The organism is Frankia sp. AgKG'84/4, assembly GCF_023242965.2.
Lineage (GTDB): Bacteria > Actinomycetota > Actinomycetes > Frankiales > Frankiaceae > Frankia.
In genome coordinates, this window is record NZ_JALKFU020000636.1 from 1 (window position 1) to 2,854 (window position 2,854).

2 protein-coding genes are annotated in these 2,854 nt (G+C 69.2%); both read right to left on the minus strand.

Translation table 11 applies throughout. The annotated features are described in order from the left end of the window. Positions 1 to 253: 253 nt before the first annotated feature. Entirely contained in the window at positions 254 to 1,906 is a 1,653-nt protein-coding gene (locus MXD58_RS24335; RefSeq protein ID WP_248838546.1) for a purine-cytosine permease family protein, read from the minus strand. A 125-nt stretch (positions 1,907 to 2,031) separates the two neighbouring features. After that, the coding region (locus MXD58_RS24340) for a response regulator (RefSeq protein WP_250610006.1) at positions 2,032 to 2,854 on the minus strand (823 nt) is incomplete at its 5' end.

Consider the following 2,854-nt stretch of genomic DNA (forward strand, 5'->3'; position numbering starts at 1 on the left):
CGGAGCGACACACCCGCACCCCGGACGATCAACCAGCCGCTCCCGATCTACACCACGCAGTGGGACTCACCCCGACCGGGTGCTGCGCTGCCGGTGCCCTGGGCACGAGGAGTGGACTCCCGCGCGGTACTCAGCACATGGTGCGGGCCCTGGCGCTGCTTGGCGCCACGCAAATCGGCGGCCGGCCCGGAACCCGTCGACATCGCAACGGGATCGCGGGCCGGCCGCCGGAGGAGCGACCGCTGGCGGAGGGTCAGACCTGGGCGGGCAGCACGTGGTCGCCGATCTTGTCGGTGGAGAGGTCGAGGGAGCAGATGTAGGCGTCGTGGGTCTCGCACTTGGCCATGTCGGGGCGCTCGTACTCCTGGTGGCAGACGTGGCAGGTCAGCGTCTCACCGGAGGGGTTTCCGTACTCGTCGTACATCGGCAGGTCGATGCCGTCGTCGGTGCGGCGCAGGTAGTACCTGCCCTTCGTGGCGAGGGCCAGGATCGGGGGCAGGACGAGGGCGAGAATGATCGCCACCAGCGGCGAGTACGGCTTGAGGCCGGAGCCGAGGCCGCCGTAGAAGTCGATGATCGAGATGCCGGCGGCGAGAATCATCGAGCCGAAGCCGACCGGGTTGATGGCGTAGAGCATGCCGCGGCGGAACTCGGGCTTCTTCGGCGAGATCTTCAGCAGGTACTTGTTGATGGTGATGTCAGAGGCGACGGCGACGATCCAGGCCATTCCGCAGTTGGCGTAGAACGCCAGGATGGTGTTCAGGAAGCTGAACATGTCCGCTTCCATCAGGATGACCGCGACGAGCAGGTTGAAGCCGAGGAAGACCAGCCTTCCGGGGTAGGTCTTGGTGACCCGGGTGAACGAGTTCGTCCAGGCCAGCGAGCCGGAGTAGGCGTTCGTCACGTTGATTTTGACCTGGCTGATGACGACGAGGGCGACGGCGAGGGCCAGCGCGGCCCAGTGCGGCAGGAGGTCCTGGTAGATCTCCAGGAACTGGTGCACCGGCTGGTTGGCGACACCCGCGCCGTCCGCGACGTTCGCGATGATGTAGACGGCCAGGAACATGCCGATGACCTGCTTGATGGCGCCGAAGAACACCCAGCCGGGGCCGGCGAGAATCATCGAGGTCCACCAGCGGCGCGAGTTCTCCGGGGTCCGCGGCGGCATGAAGCGCAGGTAGTCGATCTGCTCGGCGATCTGCGCGATCAGCGACAGACACACCCCGGCGGCGAGGAACACCGAGCCGAGGTCGAACCCGCCCTTGCCGTCCTGGCCGCCGTAGTCGAAGAACGTGTTGACCGAGCCGGGGTGGCGGATCAGCAGGTAGGCGAACGGCAGCACCATCAGCACCAGCCACAGCGGCGTCGTCCACAGCTGCAGGGTGGCCAGCAGTTTCATGCCGTAGACGACGAGCGGGAAGATGATGAGCGTCGACGTCGCATAGCCGAGCCACAGCGGTAGGTGCAGGCCCAGTTTCAGGCCCTGGGCCATGATCGAGCCTTCGAGGGCGAAGAAGATGAACGTGAACGATGCGAAGATCACGTTCGAGACGACGGAGCCGTAGTAGCCGAAGCCGCTGCCCCGGGTGATCAGATCGAGGTCCAGGTTGTAGCGGGCGGCGTAGTAGGCCAGCGGGAAGCCCGTCAGGAAGATGACGACGGTGAAGACCGCGATGCCCCACAGGGCGTTCGTCGTGCCGTAGGAGATGCCGATGTTGGCGCCGATGGCGAAGTCCGCCAGGTAGGCGATGCCGCCGAGGGCCGAGATGGCGACGACCCCGGTGCCCCAGCGCCGGTAACTGCGCGGCGCGAACCGGAGGGTGTAGTCCTCCAGGGTCTCCTTGGTCGCGGTGCCGGTGGCGAGGTCCTGGGTTTCGGGATCGTGCGGGGGGCTGACGGTGCTCAACGCAGTCTGCCTTTCTGCGGACGCGGGTCCGTGGACGGTCTGCGGGGAGCAGCGCTGACCCCCACTGCGTAGCCAACAGTCGACCACTTAGCAACCGTTAAGCATCGGCCAAGTGGCCCGGGGCGTCAGGCGAGGGAGCGCAGCGCGAGGGCGACCCGGTGGTGTTCGGCGGCGACCTCCCGCACCAGCGGGTCCACGTCGTCCGGGGCACCGGCGTGGGTCTCGATCCGCTGGCAGAGCCGGGCCAGGTCGGTGGCGCCGAACGTGGCGCCGAGCCCTCGGAGGGTGTGCGCGGCGCGGTACGCGGAGTCGGGGTCGGAGCGCGCCGCCCGCAGCGTGTCCACCAGCGCCGGGGTGTCGGTGAGGAAATCGGCGATCAGCTCGGACAGGGTCGCCGTGTTCGGGCCGACGAGCTCCCGCAGCCGCACGAGTGCGTCCGGGTCGAGGACGCAGGGCGCGCCCGGTGGTCGTGCGCGGGCCAGCGCGGCGACGAGGTCGGCGGTGACCAGCGGCTTGGTGAGGTAGTCGTCCATGCCGGCCGCCAGGCAGGCCTCCCGCGCGCCGGGTTGCGCGTTGGCGGTCAGCGCGATGATCCAGGGCCCGTGGTCGCCGCGGTGGGCCCGGATCCGGCGGGTGGCCTCCAAGCCGTCGATGTCGGGCATCTGCACGTCCATCAGCACAACGTCGTAGTGCCTGCGCGCGGCCACGGCGACGGCCTGCGCGCCGCTGCTCACCAGGTCGGCACGGTGACCGAGGCCGGTGAGCTGCAACAGCACCAGCCGCTGGTTCACCGCGTGGTCGTCAGCCACCAGAATCCGCAACACCGTGGCTTCACTGCCCGCCCCGGCCCCTGTCGGGTGGGCAGGGGGCGGGCTGGCCTGGGCCGCGCTCATCACCCGCAGCAGCGGCGTGGGCCGGCTCCGCCGGGCCACCGGGTCGGCCGGCGCC